The following is a 20,315-nucleotide window of genomic DNA, read 5'->3' on the forward strand; positions in this document are numbered from 1 at the left end:
GCCACTACTTTTTATTGGTCACTTTAAACAGTTCCCATGGTGCTGCTATTGTCTTTCTGTCTGCGCTTACACCCAATTTTAAAGCGTGTAAGTCGTTTATTGAGGGGTCTATTTGGGTAGCCTTCTTCAACGATGTGATTTTAATGTCACCATCATTATGATCGGTTTCGCCGCATAAAAACTGCCAGTATTCGTATTCGCCATCTTCATCATGGGTTACCAGCATAATGGGCCGGGTTTTGTTCATCACGTGGTCGCACATAAAACATGCGGTTGTTTCGGCCTCTTTAAATTTATAGTTGCTCATAGTAGATACCAATATTACCACATTACGCTGTATCAAGCAAATTATAGGCTATTTAATCGCCGTTTTGGCTGTGTATACCACCATGCCCACCATATCAGCACAGGTTGCAAAGCCAGCCTTGCCCAGGCAGCCAAAGGTGTCACCATTAACGTACCCAACTTAAAGGGCGCATCAATAACCATCTGGATATGTACCGGTAAAAACGCTAGGAGCAACAGGCAAATGCCCCAGGCGGCTATGCTGCGGGTAGCATTAAAGATGAGCAAAAAGCCCAACAATATTTCAAACGCGCCCGACAGGTAATTAAAAAATACGGGATAAGGAATATAATGCGGAATGATATGCACATAACCATCCGGATGAATAAAATGATTAGCCCCGGCACCTATGTAGCCAATTATTAGAATAATCAGACTTATTGTTTTTATCAATTTCATAATTTTGGCAACGCAATTACAACGGTAATTACGGTTTTGGTTGAAAAGCAGTTGTTTGAGTGCGAATATATAGGTTATTTATAAACATTCTAAATACTTCTGTATGACAAAGTCTTGACATTGGTTCTGGTTCAAGATATTATTTTTGTTGGGTTAAATTTAAATTCGCTTTGAAGTATCTAAAAGTAATAGCTTTTACACACAAACAGATTGAGCTGAAGGAATTAGGGAAGTTGGTGATCTGCGAAGAGAACCTTACGGCCAAGCTCCATGAGGTGAAAGCTGAGTTTGGTATTTCAGAGCTTTTTTATGTGGCTACCTGTAATCGGGTCGAATTTGTGCTAATTACACCACAGCTAGTAGACAAAGCGTTTGCCACAAAATTTATTCAGAAACTAAATATCGGCCTTTGCTCGCACCATACGGGATTGTTTGTTGAGGCCGCTTCTATTTACGAGGATCGCGAAGCGCTTAACCACCTGCTACGCATGTCATGCTCCCTGGAAAGCCTGGTAGTAGGCGAAAAAGAGATTTTGGCCCAACTGCGTAAGGCTTACGACAATTGCCGCGAAGCGGGCCTGACCGGCGATGGATTGCGAATGTTCATGAATTGTGTCGTCAAAACTGCTAAAGAGGTTTATACACACACCGGCATTGCTAAAAACCCTATCTCGGTAGTATCTCTGGCCTACCGTAAGCTTAAAGACCTTAAGCTTTGTTCAAATGCCCGCATCCTGATCATCGGTGCCGGCGAGACTAACCAAAACATTTCAAAATATTTACAGAAGCATAAGTTTAGCAACTTCGCGGTGTTTAACCGTACGTTGTCTAAAGCACAAAAATTAGCCAAAGATCTAAACGGCCAGGCTTTTGAGCTAAGTGCTTTAAAAGATTATAATAAGGGCTTTGATGTCATCATTACCTGCACATCGGCGGTTGAGCCTATCATCACCCCGGAGATATACGCCACCTTATTAAACGGTGACACCAGCAAAAAGACAATTGTCGATTTGGCTATCCCTAACGATACTGCCCCCGAGGTTTTGGAGCAGTTCCCTGTTAATTTTATCGAAGTGTTCTCATTAAACGAAGTTGCCAAACGCAACCTGCACGAGCGCTACCAGGAGCTTAGCCACGCCGAAACTATCATAGACCAAAACATTGCTGAATTTTGCGTAACACTAAAACAACGCAAAATTGAACTGGCCATGCGCCAGGTGCCCGAGAAGATCAAAGAGATTCGTAACACCGCTATCAACAGCGTTTTTGCGGAGGAGCTTTTAGGCATGGATCAGCAATCGCGCGAGGTACTGGAGAAAGTGATCAACTACATGGAGAAAAAATATATTAGCGTACCTATGATCATGGCTAAGGATATTTTGATCAATAATTAATACTTCCTTAACTCTTTTGGATTTTCAACATGTTGGTCATGTTAAGTACCGAAGCGTCTTCTATACGTTATTAGCAGACGCATACCTGTCAAGGGTATAAGAGTCTTCGCTATCGCTCAGAATGACAAACTGCAAATAGTGTGTGATCCTCAGAAACGCACCACCAATAAATCCAGAAGCATCTTCAATACTTGATCGGCATACTGATATAAACAAAACGGGCAAAGCAGCTAACGCCACTTGCCCGTTTTGTTTATAGTAATTATAGCTTAATTCTTGGTAAATGTGTAAACCACGTAGGCCGTATTGTTATTCATAATTACGGGTGTTTTAAGCGTCATTGTGCCGCCGCCAGCCTGGGCCACCTTAAGCTGGTAGCCTTCGGTAACGTTTTTGGCTTTATCGCCTTCAAAAATCTTTTTGAACTGAAACATCGGGTTTGCTTTATCAGCATTATTAAAGCTCCAGAATATGGTTTGCGATGTGCCGTTTTGCAAAGTATACATGCCGTTGCCGCTATTAGTTAGCTTCCATACGCTGTTTACAAAGTCGGCGGGTTTAGCTTGGTTAAATACATCTTGTACCGCGTTAGCTACAAGACCCTCGTAAGTTACGTTGGTAATGGTCCAGGTGCCCACAAAGGTCCCGCGGGACGCACTGGCGCTGCCTGAAGTTTTGGTGGTTGAACATGCCTGTAAAATAAAAGCAAGGGCTAAAAATGCGAAGGTGATCTGTACTATCTTTTTCATGATCTGTTGTTGTGAATATTTCAAAGATGAGTACACAAATCCTGCCAATATTGTTTTACATCGGTTTTAACTTTTTGTTGATGATGCCTATGCTATCGGCCAGCGCCCTCGTTTCGGCCTTTAAACTGTCAATTTGCTGCTGAATTTTTTCGTCCCTTATTTGCGATCTGCCATCAGGAGACGACTCGCGGCCACATGCGGTTAATACTACGGTGCCAATTAAGATAATGATTGTTGATTTCATGTTTTTATTGTTTTGCTAATAAGTTGCAGATTGGTTTAAAAACTTACAGTTGTTTGTAAATAAATATTTGCGGGCAGTTGTAAGTTTTTTGGCAAACTAACAACCTATATGGCAAATAATCAATTATGGGTAGGTTTAAATCATTATTGTTAGTAATGCTGTTAATTGGCAGCATTAACAGTTGGGCACAACCAACAGCAGCTGGCAAATTATTGCATCAATACCTTTTAGTACAACAAAAGCGGTTGGGCTTTAATGGGGTGGTGCTTATATCAAAAAACAACCGCATTATTTACACAGAAGTTATTGGACGCTCATCAGTGGAGCTTGATGTACCAATTAAAGCCAACGCTGTATTTAAAATAGCGTCTATTACCAAATCAATTACGGCAATGCTGGTGATGATTGCCGTCCGGGAAGGTCGCCTCAAATTAACCGACTCGCTAGTCACCTTCTTTCCTGAACTTAAAGAACCGTCATGGCGCAACATTACGGTTGATCAGTTACTGTCGCATCGCTCAGGTATACCGCATAATGAAGGGATCGCCGATTATATGTTATTCAAAGCGCTTTTGCCTTTAACTAAGCAGCAAGCGCTCGCAGAGATATTTAAAACAAAACTGGTTTTCAACCCCGGCACATCGGCTAAATACTCAAGTCCCGGTTACTTTTTACTTGCTGCTATATTAGAAGATAACTACAAAAAAAGTTATGAAAGCATTTTAAAAGAAAAGATTACACAGCCGCTGGTCATGAACCAAACGGGCGTAGCCAACACGCGGTTGGTTATCCCAAACATGGTATCATCATACCATTTACTGGGCGACAGTTTGATTGTGGCGCCTTACCGCGATTTCTCACTAATGAAAGGATCAGGCGATATGTATGCCTCGGCCGGCGACTTGCTGAACTGGACAAACAGCTTTTCGGGCGATCAATGGGGCGATATCAAAGCACAGGTTTTCGCGCCTCATTCGGGCCTGCCTTTGCACAACAACAAGGATCTTTACGGCTATGGCTGGTTTATCCATAATAATGCTGAACCAACGAAAATGGCATATTTCCATGGGGGCGGAACCTATGGGTGCTCAGCACTTACTGCTTTGTATCCGCAGAAAAAGATTTCAATTGTGATATTGAGTAATATATCAACACTGCCTGTTAATGAAATATGGGCCGACATAGAAAAAATTATATTTAACGAACCCTTTAAGCTGCCCAATAAGACCGATAAAGTTGCTATTAATGCTGCCGAATTAAATAAAATGGCAGGGCATTACAGCACTGATGATGGCAAAATGCAATTGGATATCATGGCCAATAACAAGCAGCTTTATGCCAAACTGGGCGCTAACCCCGCTTTTGAAATTTACCCCGAATCGCCCCTTGGGTTTTATGGAAAAAAAGTAAACATAAAGTTTACCTTTAAGCAAGATCAAGAAGGTGTAATTACCGGATTGCTGGCCGATGGCCGTGGCCAAAACCTGAGCTTTAATAAAATTAAATAATGAACGAGGTACAGTTTGTTGGGTTGATGCAAGAACACCAGGCCATGGTGCACAAGGTTTGTTATCTATATCGTGACAGCAAAGAGGACAGGGAAGATCTGTTTCAGGAAATAACCTTTCAACTCTGGAAAGCCTGGCCCCATTTTAAAGGCGAAGCCAAAGTAACTACCTGGATGTACCGGATAGCTTTAAATACCGCTATTGCCGTGTTTAGAAAAAAGCGCCCGGATATTGAATTTCCTTCGGTGATGCCTGACATGCCCGACGAGCCGCCAAATGAGGAGCATGAGCGACGGCAAGAGCAATTATTTGCTGCACTTAAACAGTTAGACGATACGGAGAAGGCTATCATTACCCTTTATTTTGAAGAAATGAGCTACCGTCAAATTGCCGAAGTATTGGGCATTAACGAGAACAATGTAGGGGTAAAGATCAATCGTATTAAACATAAACTTCAGCAACTAATTATTAAATAATATGGAACTTGACGAATTGAAAAATGCCTGGCAAAATATAAACACGCCAAACACGCCGGCCCATAAAATTGCGACAATGCTATCAGAGAATAATCACCCGGTTTTAAAGGGTATACGCAAGCAGGTTATTATAGAAGTTGCGGTGTGGTCGATTTTCTTACTATGCTATTACACGATGTTTGATGGCGATACCAAACCGGTTTGGGTAAACGCCGTGCTGGTTGTGTCCGTTTTATTGCCTATTATCCATAACCTGATGGGTTATAGTTTCGCGCGCTATTTGATAAATGGCACGTCGCTTAAGCAATCGTTAATTGTTTACCTGTCAAAAGTTAAAATGTATGCTGTAGTTTCCATTGGTTCGCGGGTGATATTGGCTGCGGGGTTTGTTTTGTTTTTTACTTATGGGTTAACTATTACCACCGCCAAATACTACTCAATTGCAATCATCGGTTTACTTTTCTTGTTTCAATTGTGGGTGCTGTACCGTATTTGGGCTGGTAGACTAAATAATATTAAGGCGACCGTGCAGGGTTTTGAGTAAATACCCACAGCAAGATTTTTTAACCATTAAAGCCAAACCGACACTAAATTAGTTTAAGCTCGCGAACAAGTAGAAGTTGATAGTGAAATAAGCTATAATGAAGTTCTTGAACATCATTCGTGAAAAAATAATAACCCAAACCTTTAAGATCAGTTGAGCCCGTGGATTTGCATCCCGGGCTTTTTAGTTGATAAATATTGAGATTTATTAACCCGTATTTACTTGCTGATTAGTGTTGATTTCATGTATTTTACATGCCCTCAAGTGGTCTTTTAGTTGTTTTTTACACATGATTCACTGGTATTTTTCAAAGTTTACCTCAAGCCGTCAACCTTAAACCAAGGTGATCCAAACTGACCCGAATCGACCAAAAGTGATCCAAACGAAAAGCTTAGTTTTAAATTTATATTGATAGACAAGCAGTTAGGGATTTGATGTGATCCAGGTGATCCAACCGATACAGGCAAACGGTGGATCAGTGATTAGGTAATCGTCATTCGCTTATCCGCACGGTATCAATCGTCACCAAATCCTCATATCGCCAATAAAAACTACAACCATGGGCATAAAAAATTAACTTTGCGGCAGTAAACAATTTACCCCTTTGGAAAGAACATTAATTATAGGCACACGCGGTAGCGAACTAGCCCTTTGGCAGGCAAACTTTGTTAAAGATAGCTTGGCTAATGCAGGCATCGCTGCCCAGCTTAAGATCATTAAAACGCAAGGCGACCGCATACTTAATTTAAGTTTTGATAAGTTGGAAGGCAAAGGCTTTTTTACCAAAGAGCTTGAAGAAGAGTTGTTAGCAGGCACTATTGACCTTGCTGTACATAGCCACAAGGACTTGCCTACAGAAAACCCTCCCGGGCTTATCATCGCTGCGGTATCAGAGCGCGAGGACCCGTCTGAGTTGTTGCTGATTTTGAAGGATTGTGTGGACGTAAAGCAAAAACTATCAGTTAAATACGGCGCCATTGTGGGTACATCAAGTAACCGACGTAAAGCGCAATTACTGGCTTACCGGCCTGATCTGGAAATTGAAGAACTGCGTGGCAACGTACCTACCCGCATAGGTAAACTGCGCGACGAAGGGTATGACGCCATCATGCTGGCCAAGGCTGGCGTAAGCCGTTTGGGTATTGACCTGAGCGAATTCCACGTTGAAGTACTTACACCTAACGAGATAGTACCGGCACCCGCACAAGGCGCGTTGGCTATCCAGATCCGCGAAAGCGATACTGAGCTGTTAAAAGCCCTGCAAATTTTGCATCATGCTGATGTGGCTGAGCAGTTGGCTGTAGAGCGTACTGTGCTAAAGTTATTCGGTGGCGGCTGCCATTTACCATTGGGTTGCTATTGCCGTAAAGAGGATGGCAAGTACCAGGTGTTTACGTCAAGGGCCGAAGAAGGCGACCAGTTTCCTGACCGTTTGTTCCTGGAGGCTGATACGACAGAGGGCCTGTCAGCTAAAGTAGTGGCGGCATTTAGCCCCGAGCGCAAGTTGCCGTCAAGCGTATTCATCTCGCGCGAAGCATCAGAACAAAGCTATTTCAGGAGAGCCTTACAAAAACACAATATACAGATAGACGACCGCTCCTTGATTCGCACCGTGCCGGTAATCAACAAGCTTGACTCATTCATATTAAAACACGTAGACTGGGTGTTTTTTAGCAGTAAGAATGCTGTGGAATACTTCTTTCAGCTACAGCCACAACTACCTAAAGACGTAAAGTTTGGGGTAATGGGCGCGGGCAGCGAAGAAATGCTGCGTCGTAAAGGCTATTTCGCTGACTTCACCGGCTTGGGTGTGGACCCGGCAGATGTGGCCGAAGAGTTTGCCAAGCTGGCTAATGGCACACATGTGCTGTTTCCGGGTGCGCAAGAGTCGCTTAACAGTATTCAAAAAGGCCTGTCGCCCGAAACGAAGATAGTAAACCTTGCTGTTTACGAAACTGTATTAGAAGAACAAATAGAAGGCTCTGGCGCTGAGGTACTGGTGTTTACCAGTCCATCAAACGTTGATGCCTATTTTGCAGATAATTTGCTCGATCCGTATCAAAAAGTAATTGCCATAGGTAAATCGACCGGCAAAAAGTTTGATGAGATGGGCGTGAAATATAAACTGCCGTTCAGCCCTGACGAAGTTGGTTTGGCTGAGGCAGTATTTGGATTAAGCCCCACACAACCCTCCCCGGTAGGGAGGACTTAGTGATAGGGCTTTATTAAAAAATATAAAAAGTCTCCCTTATCGGGGGAGATTTAGAGGGGGCTTATGTTACAACGACCAAGAAGAAACAGAAAAAGCGAAGTTATACGCCAAATGGTGCAAGAAACTCATGTTAGCGCGGCCAACCTTATCTTCCCGTTATTTATCGTTGACGGTACCAACCAAAAGACAGAGGTATCATCAATGCCGGGTATCTACAGGTACTCGATAGATAACCTGTTGCGTGAGGTAGAGAGCTGCATGAACCTGGGGTTAAAGGCATTTGACTTGTTCCCAAATATCGATGAAGCATTAAAAGATAAGTACGCTACCGAAAGTCATCGTGAAGAGGGCTTGTACCTGCGGGCAATCCGCGAGGTTAAAAAGCATTTCCCTGAAGCGTGTGTGGTTACAGACGTGGCGATGGATCCATACAGCAGCGATGGCCACGATGGCCTTGTAGAGAATGGCCAGATATTAAATGATGAAACGCTGGAAATATTAGGCAAAATGTCGTTAGCGCAAGCCCAGGCCGGCGCTGATATTATTGCCCCCAGTGACATGATGGACGGAAGGGTAGGCTATATCCGCGAGGTGTTAGATGATAATGGTTTTAGCGGCGTGTCAATCATGTCATACTCGGCTAAGTACGCCAGCGCATTCTACGGCCCTTTTAGAGACGCTTTGAATTCGGCCCCTAAGTTTGGCGATAAAAAGACCTACCAGATGAACCCGGCTAATCAGCGCGAAGCGCTTATAGAAGCGAGACTGGACGAAGCCGAAGGTGCCGATTTCCTGATGGTGAAGCCGGCTTTAGCTTATCTTGATGTAATAAAACTGATAAAGGACGATACGGAGTTGCCGGTGGCTGCCTACAACGTAAGCGGCGAATATGCCATGCTAAAAGCAGCCGTACAAAAAGGCTGGCTAAACGAGCAGCGCGCTGTAACCGAAGTGTTAACCAGTATCCGCCGTGCAGGCGCTACTGCTATATTGACGTACCACGCTAAAGAGGTATTAGAGAATAATTGGTTGTAGGGTTTAAAGCTAAAGACCCTAAAGGCAACTCAATGAAATATAAAATAAGCTTTAAGCTTTTGCTTTCAGCTTTACGCAAAAAATAATGCTTGATTCAATAAAGAAAATGTTTTCCAATGATGATGACCTGCTGGTGAATACTACGGGTAAGCCTGATATCAGCAGGGAAAAATCCTCAGAATTATACGCAAAGGCTAAAACGTTCTTCCCGGGTGGGGTAAACTCGCCGGTAAGGGCTTTTAAATCTGTTTATGGCACGCCGCTTTTCATAAAAAAAGGCGATGGCAGCCATATCTGGGATGCTGACGATAATGAGTTTATTGACTATTGCTGCTCTTGGGGGCCGCTTATTTTAGGTCACAACCATCCAAAGGTTAAAGACAAAGTAATTGAGGTGATGCAAAACGGCATGTCTTTCGGCGCACCTACAGCGTTAGAGAATGAACTTGCCGAGCTGATCCTTAAAAATAACAAATACATACAAAAGCTACGTTTTGTGAGCTCGGGTACAGAGGCCGTAATGTCGGCCATCAGGTTGGCCCGCGGCTATACCAAACGCGATAAGATCTTAAAGTTCGAGGGCTGCTACCATGGTCATTCAGATTCATTACTGGTAAAGGCAGGATCAGGCCTGGTAACCTTTGGCGAAACTTCATCCGCCGGTGTACCCAAAGCCTTTGCAGATGAAACCATCGTTATTGGCTTAAATGATGTTGATGCTTTACAAAAAGCATTTGCCGATTTTAAAGATCAGATAGCGGCAGTGATCATTGAGCCTATCCCGGCTAACAACGGTTTATTGCTGCAAACCAAGGAATACTTGCAGTCACTGCGCGACATCTGTACAACTAACGGCACACTGTTGATTTTTGACGAAGTGATCTCGGGTTTCCGCGTAGGATTTGAAGGCGCGGCCGGCTATTACCAGATACAGCCGGATATTATTACCTATGGAAAAATCATTGGTGGTGGCTTACCGGTAGGAATGTACGGTTCGTCTGCCGAGATTATGGGCCATGTATCGCCAGATGGCGGTGTTTACCAGGCGGGGACATTATCGGGCAATCCGGTGGCTATGGCAGCGGGTATCGCGCAGTTAACAGAGCTGCTCCGTATGGGTTTTTACAAAGACCTGAACAATAAAACTGCCGAGTTTACCGAAGCTGTTCAGCGTTTTGCTACTGCACGTAGTTATAAATTTAAGGTGTTTAGTATAGGGTCTATATTTTGGTTTGCCTTTACAACTGCAGAAACTGTTAGTACTGCCGAAGAGATAGATCCGGCCAGTATGGAGAAATTCAAGGTAATGCACCGCGAATTGCTAAACCGCGGCATTTACATGGGCCCGTCTGGTTACGAGGTTGGTTTCATTTCATCGGCCCATACCAAGATCGATTTAGAGAAAACAAAAAGAGCTATATTTGATAGTCTGGACTTAGTATTTAAGAAGTAAGATTTTATGAAAAGATCGCTCGTTATATTTTATGCTTTAATTATCTACGCGGCAGCACAATTAATATGGTGGGGATACCAGTTGGTAAACCTGCAACACAAAAAGCTGGGAATGATACTGAGCGAAGGATCAATGTTTATTATTGTGCTTTCGTTTGGGGCATATTATATGCATCAATCCATCAATCGCGAGCGTAAATTACAGGAGCAAAAAAAGAACTTCCTTTTATCGGTAACGCACGAGTTAAAGTCGCCTTTGGCATCTATCAAACTATTACTCCAAACCATCCAAAAGCGCGATCTCACCAAAGCCCAGACGCAAGATTTTATAGAAAAGTCTTTACTGGATATTGAGCGTTTAGATGATATGGTAGAGAATATGCTGCTGGCATCTAAGATTGATAACCGATCGTACAGCTTTCCTAAAGCTAGTTTTAGCCTGTCTGTTTTGGTTGATGGTATTGTTAACCGGCTACAGATATCAAAATGCGATGGCACACAAAAGATTATAAATGCCGAAATTGAACCTAAAATTGAATTTACCGGCGACAAGTTTGCGCTAACATCTGTAGTAACTAATTTGGTTGAGAACGCCATCAAATATTCGGGCCCATGCGAGCCGGTTGATGTTAAGTTATATCAAAAGGAAGGCAGGATATACTTTCAGGTTGCTGACCATGGTATTGGTATTTCTGACCTGGAAAAACCACGTATCTTTGATAAGTTTTATCGGGTGGGCAGCGAGGACACCCGCAACACAAAAGGCACTGGCCTGGGTTTATACATTGTAAAGCAAGTGTTGGATAAACATGAAGCCAGTATCAGGGTTAAGGACAACCGCCCTGTGGGAAGCATATTTGAGGTTGTCTTTTAACATAATAATGTACCTAACATAATCATATCATGCCCGGAAGAAAAAGAATTTTATTAGCCGAAGATGAAGATCATCTTTTAGAGGCCATTAAACTTAACCTTGAGTTAGAAGGTTATAAAGTATCAACCGCCAGCAACGGCAAAAAAGCGCTTCAGATATTTAAAGAAGAACGCTTTAACCTGGTGATACTGGACGTAATGATGCCCGAAATTGACGGCTTTGTAGTAGCAGAAACCATTAGGTTAGAGAACTCAGAAGTGCCTATCATGTTCTTGACCGCAAAGAACACCAACGAGGATAAAATTGCCGGTCTAAAAAAAGGTGCCGACGATTACTTAACCAAGCCCTTTAACCTGGAAGAACTGATATTGCGTGTTAACAACCTGGTAAAACGCAGCCTAAAAGGCGACGATTTGAAAGAGTTTAATAGCTATAAAATTGGCGATAAGACCGTCCATTTCAACTCGTTTGAATTGGTTAACGGCGATGGTAGCATCACTCCTTTAACTAAAAAGGAAACCATGCTTTTGAAGTTGCTGATCGAACGTCGTAATGACGCGGTATCGCGCGAGCAAATTTTGGAAACCGTATGGAACTATGATGTTTACCCGTCAACCCGTACGATAGATAACTTTATCCTAACGTTCCGTAAGTATTTTGAACCGGATCCTAAAAATCCGGTTTACTTCCACTCAATACGTGGCGTTGGCTATAAATTTACAGATCAGCACTAATTAATGTTCACTAATAGGGCACGCATTTTAGTTATCGGCGCTTTTATAATTGCAATGGCAGTTGCTATCAATTATAAAGTTTATGAGATAGCTGCCGCCATAGGTATGTTTATTTTAATGCTGATTTGGGGCTATTTTAAAGATGGTACCGTAGTTATGGCAGCCAAAGTCTTTCATAATAAAGACTATGACAAGGCCGAATCATTGTTACTACAAATAAGCAATCCAAACTGGCTGAGCAAAAGGCGTCGCGGATTTTATGAGTTTATGTACGGTGGCATTTGCCTGCAAAAGCAGGATTATAACGAAGCCGAACGCCATTATGAAATAGCCGCGCAATATCCACTGCGGTCTGCCAACGACCATGTGGCGGCGCTGGTGCATGTAGCTAATATCAGCATCAGGCGCAACGATATAGACAAAGCCAAAGCTTATTTAGGTTTAGCCGATAAACACAAAGAAAAAATAACAGCCAAAATGAAGGATGTAATAGATCGCCTTCACCAGGAATTAGATAAGAAATAAACCACCATGGCAGACACAATGCATTGCGTCTCTACAATACAAATTATGACAAATTCATTATTCTTAAAAGCAGCATTATCACAACAAACCGAGCGCCCACCCGTATGGATGATGCGCCAGGCCGGACGATTTATGCCGCAGTACTGGGAGATCAAGAATAAATATTCGTTCCTTGAAATGTGCAAAACGCCGGAGATTGCCGCCGATGTTACCATGTTACCGGTTGAGTTGCTAGGCATAGATGCCGCTATATTATTTTCGGATATATTAGTTACCGGCGAGGCCATGGGCGGCGATTTGAGTTTTACCCAGGGTGTCGGTCCTAAATTTGCTAACCCGGTACGCACACAAAAGGACGTTGATAACCTGAGCACTGATTGCATTGGCGAACTGCAATATGTTGCCGACGCTATAAAAGTTATTCAACAACGCTTGAATGGTAGCATACCACTTATAGGTTTTGCAGGCGCTCCTTTTACGGTAATGAGTTATTTGGTTGAAGGTGGATCATCAAAAGATTTTAAGCTAACCAAGTTGATGCTACATAATGAGCCTGCTTTGGCTCATCAGTTATTATCAAAAATTGCTACTGTTACTGCCGATTATCTGAACCTGCAGATAGCCGCCGGTGTTAATGCAGTACAGATATTTGATAGCTGGGCTCAAGCATTATCATGGGATGATTATACCGAGTTCTCGCATCGCTATATTGTAGAGATCATAAGCAAGTTGAACCGTAAAGATATCCCGGTGATATCATTCTGCAAAGGTAGTTCAGTATTCGCTCCGTTAATGGCAGAGGCTAAGCCCGATGTTATTTCTATCGATTGGAATGTTGATCTTTTAGATATCAAAAAACGGTTACCGCAGGGCATCGCCGTGCAAGGCAATCTTGATCCGCATATTTTGTATGCTGATAAAAAGGTGATTAAAGAAAGGATTTACCGCTTGTTCGACCGTATGAAAGGCGAGAAGGGCTTCATCTTCAATCTGGGTCATGGCATTATGCCCGATATTCCGTTTGATAACGTGAAGTACGCGGTAGAAGTGATAAAAGAGTTTAAATACTAATTAACTGCCATTGCAAGGAACGAAGCTATCGCACGCTGAAAAGTTAGCGAGTGATTCGTTCCTCGCAATGGCAAATAAACAAGGCTGGTGGTTGAGTATTATTACTACATATTATCCATACATATCATATTTGTAGTTTGCTGGATGGCGGGGCTGTTTTATATGGTACGCCTATTTATTTATCACACCGAAGCGCAGGAGCGCACTGAACCTGCCCGTACTATTCTATCAGAACAGTTTGAGGTGATGGAGAAAAAGTTGTGGTGGATCATCGCAACACCCTCCATGTACATTGTCGTGGCAGCTGGTATCACTATGCTTTGGATTAGGCCCGTTTGGCTACAAATGGGTTGGATGCATATTAAATTGCTGTTTGTTGTCGGTTTGATTGCTTATCATTTTATCTGCCAGTATAAAATGAACCAAATGCGCAAAGGTATCTATAAATGGACTTCAACCCAGTTGCGCTTATGGAATGAATTAGCTACGCTGATTCTTTTTGCGATAGTGTTTTTGGTGGTACTAAAGAACTCCTTAAACTGGATCTTTGGGGTGGTGGGTATAATTGGATTCTCCATTGTACTTATGATGGCGGTGAAGATATATAAGCGGTTTAGGGACAGGCAGTAATATTTATTGTCATTTAGACCAAAGAGAGAACTTATACACTCGTCCAGTCTGCTGTCTATCATGTATATTCTCCGATCTTCAAAATGTCAATGCTTAAGTTTTAAATAAGCCTTATTTAGCCTCCTCAATACTAACTACCACACTCGCTCGGCCGCCATCGCTAACTACCGGGTTTATACCTATCGTCATTAAAAACTTACCAGAATATGTGCCACCCGGCATTGACGAACGCTGACCAGGCATCAGGTTAATTTCTTTTACGGCATACATTTTATCAGCTTGTAAGCCTTTTAAAGCTATTGGCCTTATCGATGCAGAGCGGTAGCGGTTGCTTACATGATAATTAAACATAATGGCTTTACTTTGGTTGGGCTCTACATACATAACCGATGCTACGTCGTTTTTCCATGGGTCCTGCAGGCGGTATTGATCGCCGTGCCAGATTGCCTCAGAAAATTGGTTGTATAATTTGATGGCACCTTGTGCAAAAGCCAGCTCATTAGCCTCTAATTTGCTCACCACAATATCAAAACCCAGTTTACCCATCATGGCCACATCTGTACGGAACTTGATTGGTTGCTTACCCCAGTCGGTAACATGGTTTGAGCTGGTTAGGGAAGGGTAGAAGTACGAGTATTCCCACTGAATAAATACGCGCTCCAGCGGATCAGTATTATCACTTGGCCAATATTCGGTAAAGTATTTTAGTGCACCATAATCAACACGGCCCCCACCGCCAGAGCAAAGCATAATAGGCACTTTCGGATATTTAGCCCTAACGCGATCTAATACTTTATATAAGCCAAACACATAATCCGTATAAAAATTACCCTGGTGGGCAATGGTAGCCGAATTGGCATTAAATATTACAGAGTTGCAATCCCATTTAATATAGGCCAGTTTTGGGTTTTTAGTAAACAGATCATCAACTATATTAAACACAAAGTCCTGCACTTTAGGATTGGTCAGATCCAACACCAGTTGATTACGCATATAATACTCGGGGCGTGCGGGTTGCTTAACTACCCAGTCGGGGTGCTTTTCATAGAGCTCACTCTTAGGGTTCACCATTTCGGGCTCAATCCAGATGCCGAATTTCACGCCGGTTTCTTCGGCGGTTTTAGTTAGATAGGCAATGCCGTTTGGTAGTTTGGTTTTAGTTACATCCCAATCGCCAAGGCCAGATTTATCACCATTGCGCGGATATTTGTTACCAAACCAGCCATCGTCCAACAAAAACAGATCGACACCTAAATTTTTGGTGGCTTTTATCAACTCAGTTAGCTTGGGTTCGTTAAAATCAAAGTAAGTAGCTTCCCAATTGTTCAATAGCGTTAGGCGCGGGCCCATACCATCAACAACCTTGTATTTGCGTGCCCATCTATGCAGGTTGCGGCTGGCTTCGCCTTTACCTTTATCGGTTAGAGTGTACACAAACTTAGGCGTAACAAATTCTTTATTTGGCTTAAGTGTGTAGTCGGCTGCATGGTTGTTAATGCCGGCAATTAAGCGTAGGTTATTGTTGGGGTCAACCTCAAAATCTATCTTAAAATTACCGCTCCATTCTAAGTTGCCATAAAGCACCTGCCCCTCGTCTTCGGTAGCCGGTTTGTTAAGCGCTACCATAAACACTGGTGGCTGAAATAAATCGGCGCGGGTACCCAATTTGCTATCTAAAGTTTTTATACCGTGCGATAGTTTTTCCTCTTCGGGATGCATCTCTTGCGCCCACTCGCCGTTAAAATGGGTAAGCCAATAACCGTTGTTTTGCAGGTACAGGTTTGCAGACGCGTATTTGTTTAAAACCACCTCTCTCTTTTCGCGATGCTTAATTATGGTCCACTGCTCAGTTACGTTCTCGTTAAAGTAGGTCTGGTAGTTAAGGGTTACATCAAAATTGTAAACCGAGTCGCGCAGCAAAATACTAACCAGCGTCACGCCATCGCTTACCTGCTTTGTTTTATGATCTACATATTTTAGTGCTAATGACCTGTTACCATCAGCATGCGTAACGGCTATGGCCGGCTCTAAAATGTTGATGTTGCCTGCTGTTGAATAGGCTTGGTCCGCTTCGCCGGTAGACGATATGTAGCGGTATTGCTTAGCTATATTTGAATAGTCGCCTGCATTACCCAGCTTGGCGCCAAAATAAAGGGTATTTAGTTCTTTTTTAGGTGTAACCTGTAAAACTAGTGCGTTCTGCTTTGATTCGGCTGCGACAATGATTTGGGCCTTTATTGAAAAAGTTGGAGCTACTAATAAAGCAGCAAGGGCTATCCTTTTAATAATGGTCATGCTGATCGGTTTATTTATACGTAAGTAGATATAATTGGAGGGGCTAATATAAAATATTTATCAGCAATGTATATCCATGATATCAGCTATCTGTTAAGCTTATTTACCTTTACCTAATCAATCAAAGAAAATACTTTATAACCCATGCAACCATTTGCCGCATAGTGCCATCTTACTAATAAATGATGCTTCTGAAACCTACTTATACAATTGATGAATTAGTTGCCCGCTGTAAAGTTGGCGAGCGCCAGGCACAGGCGTTGCTATACAAGCAACTAGCCGGTAAAATGCTGGGCGTTTGCACGCGCTACGCTAAAGATAAAATGGAGGCTGAAGATATGTTGCAAAGCGGATTTATTAAATTGTTTAATAAGCTGAATGATTTCCGCGGCGAAGGATCATTTGAAGGATGGGTTAGGAGAATAATGGTGCACAGCGCAATTGAGTATTACCGCAAGCATCATAAAATGATACAGGTGATGGATGTGGCTGATATGGATAATGAACCGTCTGTTTACCCGGCAGCAATAGCCAATATGGGGGCAAAGGACCTGTTGAATTTGATACAGCAACTCTCGCCTGGATATAAAATGGTGTTTAACCTTTACGCCATAGAAGGTTACTCGCATAAAGAGATCGGCGAAATTATGGGGATCACAGAAGGTGCATCTAAATCACAATTATCAAGAGCTCGCGCAATATTAAAGGATATGGTTTTAAAAATGGAGGATAAGCGGTATGGCTATGCAGGATAAAGATTTTGATAAACTACTTAACCAAAAGTTTGCGGACTTTGAGGTTGAGCCATCAACAACGACATGGGACAATATTGCCGCAGAGCTGGACGGCAAAAAAGCTAAACCTTCTGGTTTGCCTTGGATACGTATTGCTGCAGCTGTTTTGATCGTGGCTACTGCCGGAATGCTGTTTTTGAAAAAGGATGTACAAATTACTGATAAGAACAGCAAGTTAGTAGCAAACCGCATTAAACCGGATGCATCCATTAAACAAGAGACTAAAGAAATAGCGCAGGCAGAAGTCATTAAGCAGGCCAAGCCAACTATAGCCATAACCAAGATATCGGCTAGCAAACATCAGCAAAGCAAGACAGTCAGTATAGCCAAAACCATTATATCGGTTGCTGTAACACCGGCTGACATTGTAGATCATGATCCCTTAATTAACAGCGAGCCTATACTTGCCAACGTATCTAACCCTGCATCTGCTAAAACAGTGGCCATTTTACCGGATGTTAAGTTAACGCCGAGGATCTTAGATACAGATAATGAAGAGTCTATCAGGCAAGCCGCTGTAACATCTGCAGAAAAACAGGTAATAGAACCAATTAAGAAACGGGGCATACGTAACTTGGGCGGGCTTATAAACGCCGTAGTTGCCAGGCTTGATAAACGCGACGATAAGTTTATTGAGTTTAGCGATGGCGATGATGGCGATGACAACGCCACTGAAGTAACCGGCGTCAACCTGGGCCTTTTAAAAATTAAGAAACAATAATCAATAAACCTACTTACCATCTAAATACAACCATTATATGAAACGTTTACTTATAGCCGCTATGCTATGCGGCTTAGCAACATTAGGCTTTGCGCAAGTCAAAACCACTACAACTACCACCGTAACAGATAGTTTAAAAGACGGCGGTACAACTACCCGCACGCAAACAAAAACCACCGTCAGCATTGGCGATTTCAAGTCGCGCCGCGATAGTTTGCGGCGTAAGGATAACAAGGCATCAGGGTTTAACTTTGGTTTGACCTTTTCACGCTTCGATCTGGGCTTAACTACTTTGGTTGATAATGGCAGCTTCACGCTGTCGCCCAATAACGACTTTTTGAGCTATCGCTCATGGAAATCAAGCAACGTGGGGTTTGATCTGATCCAGTTTGGTTACCGCATGAGCCCGCATTTTAAGATCTACCTATCTGGTGGTTTTGACTGGACGCTGATCCGCTTGCGTAAAGACATCACTATACAGCGCGACGCGCCAACTTTAACCTACGTTAACGACCCTATACACTATAGCAAGAACCGTTTCTCATCAACCTATTTCAGGATCCCGTTGTCGTTTGAGATCAGGAGCCGTGAGTATAGCGATGGCAAGCGTGCCCGCTTTGTGTTTGGTCCGGAGGCAGGTATACTGACCGGTGCCCGTGTTAAGCAGATCAGCGAGGAGAAGGGAAAGCAGAAGCTGGACGACGACTATCACTTCGCCAAGATACGTTACGGCGCCTTTGCTAGGGTTGGCTATGGTTTCGGTGGCTTTTATGCCAAGTATTACTTTAATGACATGTTTGAGAACAGCCCGGCACAGGCAGGTTTAAAGAACTTCGCTGTTGGTTTGACTTTTGGATTTTAGGCATTAGCTAATCTATATTTAGTGGCAAGGCCCCGATTTGATCGGGGCTTTGTTGTTTATGGCTATATTTGCGGCATGACTAACGCGCCCTTTTTACAAGCCTTATCAGTAACTAAGACCTATCCCGGCGAGCGCATGGCAGGGGTTAAGGGCGTGAGTGTTGATATCAAACACCAAAGGGTGACGGCCATTATTGGCGAGAGCGGCAGCGGCAAGAGCACCTTGTTAAAGATGCTGTATGGGCTGCTATCACCAGAGGAAGGGCGGGTTGAGTTTAAGGGCGAGCGTGTTTGGGGACCTGAAGAGAAGCTGATACCCGGCCACGACGCCATGAAGATGGTGACCCAGGATACCGACGGCTTGAACCTGTATGCCAAAGTGTGGGACAACGTAGCCGTACTGATGCCTAATACCGATATCAAGGACAAGCACGACCGTACCACACAGGTGCTTAAACAACTGAACATACTGCATCTGGCTGACCGCCAGGCGTTTTACCTGAGCGGGGGCGAGAAGCAGCGCGTTGCCATAGCCCGCGCGCTGGCCACCCGACCGGAAGTGCTGCTGTTAGACGAGCCCTTTAACCAGGTAGATACCTCGTTCCGCGAGGGTTTGCAGCAGGATATCAGGCAGGTGGTGCATGATACGGGGCTGACGGTGATCATGGTATCGCATGACCCGGCCGAGGTGCTGTCGATGGCGGATGAGCTGATCGTTTTGAAGGATGGGCAGATCATTGAGTCGGGCTCACCTAAGCAGCTGTACCAGCATCCGCAGAACCTGTATACGGCTAAGCTGCTTACTAACTGCAACGTGCTGAGCAGGGAGGATGCCGCGCAATTTGGCCTCAACGCCAAGGCTGACCACGTAGTGATATACCCCGAGTGGGCCAACCCGACCGGTAGCTGGACACGCAAGGACTTCACCATTAAGCAACTGTTGTTTAAAGGGAGCTATGAGGACCTGCTGGTGCAGAAGGGCCACATCACCCTGCGTTTATTGAACGACGAGCCGGGCAAGTACCAGGTAGGGGATAAGGTACATGTCAAGATCCATAAGTTCCTGGAGTTTTAGGGTGTTCAATGGTCGCTTGTTTCACGCGTGTGTGACACAGATGAAACAAGTGAAACAAGATTTTGGGTTAATTGCCTGATTAAAAGATATTTGCAAAATTGGAGTGAAACAAAATGAAACAAGATTTTCGTTTAACTATTTGACAGTAAGCGAGTTGAGAAATTGTGTTTTTTGACACAAAATAGCTTTTTTACGATGTTTCAGCTTTTTAATTGGGGCTGTTTGCTGGGTAGGCAGTAAGGAAACAGTGGCTGATTGATGGGTGGAGTGCCGGTTTTAACGTGTTTTTTCGGGGTGTTTTTAGGCTTTTTGGGGTTATAATGGTGCTTAATCGTGTGGTTATCAAAACAAATCAGCGTTAAACTACATTACTTAAT

The 20,315-nt window shown here is 43.4% G+C and carries 21 protein-coding genes; 16 read left to right on the forward strand and 5 right to left on the reverse strand.

The features are described 5' to 3' along the window. Positions 1-4: 4 nt before the first annotated feature. Complete coding sequence (locus tag ACFSYC_RS11655; RefSeq protein ID WP_377127511.1) at positions 5-307, reverse strand: hypothetical protein; 303 nt, start codon at positions 305-307, stop codon at positions 5-7. Positions 308-348: 41 nt separating this feature from the next. Then, complete coding sequence (locus tag ACFSYC_RS11660) at positions 349-744, reverse strand: DoxX family protein (RefSeq protein ID WP_377127514.1); 396 nt, start codon at positions 742-744, stop codon at positions 349-351. Positions 745-914: 170 nt separating this feature from the next. Between ACFSYC_RS11660 and hemA the strand changes: the two genes are divergently transcribed. Continuing rightward, on the forward strand, positions 915-2,138 hold the full coding sequence (gene hemA, locus ACFSYC_RS11665; protein ID WP_377127517.1) for a glutamyl-tRNA reductase: 1,224 nt from the start codon (positions 915-917) through the stop codon (positions 2,136-2,138). Positions 2,139-2,407: 269 nt separating this feature from the next. Here hemA and ACFSYC_RS11670 read toward each other — a convergent pair whose 3' ends face one another. Continuing rightward, the gene (locus ACFSYC_RS11670) at positions 2,408-2,887 is read right to left on the reverse strand and encodes a hypothetical protein (protein WP_377127520.1); all 480 of its coding nucleotides are present in this window, start codon (positions 2,885-2,887) and stop codon (positions 2,408-2,410) included. Positions 2,888-2,942: 55 nt separating this feature from the next. Further along, positions 2,943-3,131 (reverse strand): hypothetical protein, encoded by a 189-nt coding sequence (locus ACFSYC_RS11675; protein WP_377127523.1) that lies wholly within the window; start codon positions 3,129-3,131, stop codon positions 2,943-2,945. A gap of 125 nt (positions 3,132-3,256) precedes the next feature. Between ACFSYC_RS11675 and ACFSYC_RS11680 the strand changes: the two genes are divergently transcribed. The 11 genes from ACFSYC_RS11680 to hemJ all read left to right on the forward strand — a co-directional run bounded on the left by ACFSYC_RS11680 (position 3,257) and on the right by hemJ (position 14,192). After that, positions 3,257-4,639, forward strand: a complete 1,383-nt coding sequence (locus ACFSYC_RS11680; protein WP_377127526.1) for a serine hydrolase domain-containing protein — start codon at positions 3,257-3,259, stop codon at positions 4,637-4,639. After that, on the forward strand, positions 4,639-5,115 hold the full coding sequence (locus ACFSYC_RS11685) for an RNA polymerase sigma factor (protein ID WP_377127529.1): 477 nt from the start codon (positions 4,639-4,641) through the stop codon (positions 5,113-5,115). The genes ACFSYC_RS11680 and ACFSYC_RS11685 overlap by 1 nt, the downstream gene beginning before the upstream one ends. A 1-nt stretch (position 5,116) precedes the next feature. Then, entirely contained in the window at positions 5,117-5,659 is a 543-nt protein-coding gene (locus tag ACFSYC_RS11690) for a hypothetical protein (RefSeq protein ID WP_377127532.1), read from the forward strand. A gap of 604 nt (positions 5,660-6,263) precedes the next feature. Beyond that, positions 6,264-7,871 carry a hydroxymethylbilane synthase gene (hemC, locus tag ACFSYC_RS11695; RefSeq protein WP_377127535.1) on the forward strand — a complete coding sequence of 536 codons (1,608 nt, stop codon included), beginning with the start codon at positions 6,264-6,266 and terminating at the stop codon, positions 7,869-7,871. A gap of 63 nt (positions 7,872-7,934) precedes the next feature. After that, on the forward strand, positions 7,935-8,906 hold the full coding sequence (hemB, locus tag ACFSYC_RS11700; RefSeq protein ID WP_377127538.1) for a porphobilinogen synthase: 972 nt from the start codon (positions 7,935-7,937) through the stop codon (positions 8,904-8,906). 85 nt (positions 8,907-8,991) lie between these two features. Beyond that, entirely contained in the window at positions 8,992-10,359 is a 1,368-nt protein-coding gene (hemL, locus tag ACFSYC_RS11705) for a glutamate-1-semialdehyde 2,1-aminomutase (RefSeq protein ID WP_377127541.1), read from the forward strand. 6 nt (positions 10,360-10,365) lie between these two features. Continuing rightward, the gene (locus ACFSYC_RS11710) at positions 10,366-11,232 is read left to right on the forward strand and encodes a sensor histidine kinase (RefSeq protein ID WP_377127544.1); all 867 of its coding nucleotides are present in this window, start codon (positions 10,366-10,368) and stop codon (positions 11,230-11,232) included. Between the two features lie 29 nt (positions 11,233-11,261). Next, positions 11,262-11,966, forward strand: a complete 705-nt coding sequence (locus ACFSYC_RS11715) for a response regulator transcription factor (protein WP_377127547.1) — start codon at positions 11,262-11,264, stop codon at positions 11,964-11,966. Between the two features lie 3 nt (positions 11,967-11,969). Then, positions 11,970-12,491, forward strand: coding sequence for a tetratricopeptide repeat protein (locus ACFSYC_RS11720; RefSeq protein ID WP_377127550.1), 522 nt, complete (start codon positions 11,970-11,972; stop codon positions 12,489-12,491). A 45-nt stretch (positions 12,492-12,536) separates the two neighbouring features. After that, positions 12,537-13,562 carry a uroporphyrinogen decarboxylase gene (hemE, locus tag ACFSYC_RS11725; RefSeq protein ID WP_377127552.1) on the forward strand — a complete coding sequence of 342 codons (1,026 nt, stop codon included), beginning with the start codon at positions 12,537-12,539 and terminating at the stop codon, positions 13,560-13,562. A gap of 87 nt (positions 13,563-13,649) precedes the next feature. Then, entirely contained in the window at positions 13,650-14,192 is a 543-nt protein-coding gene (hemJ, locus tag ACFSYC_RS11730; protein ID WP_377127555.1) for a protoporphyrinogen oxidase HemJ, read from the forward strand. Between the two features lie 111 nt (positions 14,193-14,303). Here the strand turns inward: hemJ and ACFSYC_RS11735 are convergent, their stop codons facing one another. Continuing rightward, positions 14,304-16,487, reverse strand: coding sequence for an alpha-galactosidase (locus ACFSYC_RS11735; protein WP_377127558.1), 2,184 nt, complete (start codon positions 16,485-16,487; stop codon positions 14,304-14,306). Positions 16,488-16,669: 182 nt separating this feature from the next. Here ACFSYC_RS11735 and ACFSYC_RS11740 point away from each other — a divergent pair, with 182 nt between their 5' ends. The 4 genes from ACFSYC_RS11740 (at position 16,670) to ACFSYC_RS11755 (ending at position 19,938) form a co-directional block, all read left to right on the forward strand. Further along, the gene (locus ACFSYC_RS11740; RefSeq protein ID WP_377127561.1) at positions 16,670-17,242 is read left to right on the forward strand and encodes an RNA polymerase sigma factor; all 573 of its coding nucleotides are present in this window, start codon (positions 16,670-16,672) and stop codon (positions 17,240-17,242) included. Further along, on the forward strand, positions 17,226-18,002 hold the full coding sequence (locus ACFSYC_RS11745) for a hypothetical protein (protein WP_377127564.1): 777 nt from the start codon (positions 17,226-17,228) through the stop codon (positions 18,000-18,002). The genes ACFSYC_RS11740 and ACFSYC_RS11745 overlap by 17 nt, the downstream gene beginning before the upstream one ends. Positions 18,003-18,039: 37 nt before the next feature. After that, positions 18,040-18,864, forward strand: coding sequence for an outer membrane beta-barrel protein (locus ACFSYC_RS11750; protein ID WP_377127567.1), 825 nt, complete (start codon positions 18,040-18,042; stop codon positions 18,862-18,864). Between the two features lie 75 nt (positions 18,865-18,939). Further along, the gene (locus ACFSYC_RS11755) at positions 18,940-19,938 is read left to right on the forward strand and encodes an ABC transporter ATP-binding protein (protein WP_377127570.1); all 999 of its coding nucleotides are present in this window, start codon (positions 18,940-18,942) and stop codon (positions 19,936-19,938) included. The last annotated feature ends 377 nt before the right edge of the window (positions 19,939-20,315 follow it).

Source organism: Mucilaginibacter antarcticus (genome assembly GCF_042686155.1).
Taxonomy (GTDB): Bacteria; Bacteroidota; Bacteroidia; order Sphingobacteriales; family Sphingobacteriaceae; genus Mucilaginibacter; species Mucilaginibacter antarcticus.